This is a genomic window from Brachyspira catarrhinii (assembly GCF_005518285.1).
In the GTDB taxonomy this organism is placed as follows: Bacteria; Spirochaetota; Brachyspiria; order Brachyspirales; family Brachyspiraceae; genus Brachyspira; species Brachyspira catarrhinii.
The window spans coordinates 1-207 of record NZ_SJDU01000984.1 but is presented as its reverse complement, the minus strand read 5'-3'; the positions used below and the strand labels follow the sequence as shown (position 1 = coordinate 207).

General features: G+C 30.4%; 1 pseudogene. It reads right to left on the bottom strand.

Going from position 1 to position 207, the window contains the following annotated elements:
- A pseudogene (locus tag EZH24_RS13920) lies at positions 1-207 on the bottom strand (DNA repair protein RecN); the annotation flags it as partial.

Genomic DNA, 207 nt, shown 5'->3' with positions numbered 1-207 from the left:
GCTATCGTCAAAATTCAAATGATTTGAAGGATTGAATAAAGATTGATGTTCATGTTGTCCGTGAATATCGACAATCAAATCTCCAAGTTCTTTTAATTCGGCAATTCTCACTCCGACATTATTTATAAAAGATTTGCTTTTTCCGTCTTTCGTAATCTCTCTTTTTATATTGAGTTCGTTGTTGTTTATTTCTATATTCCATTCTTT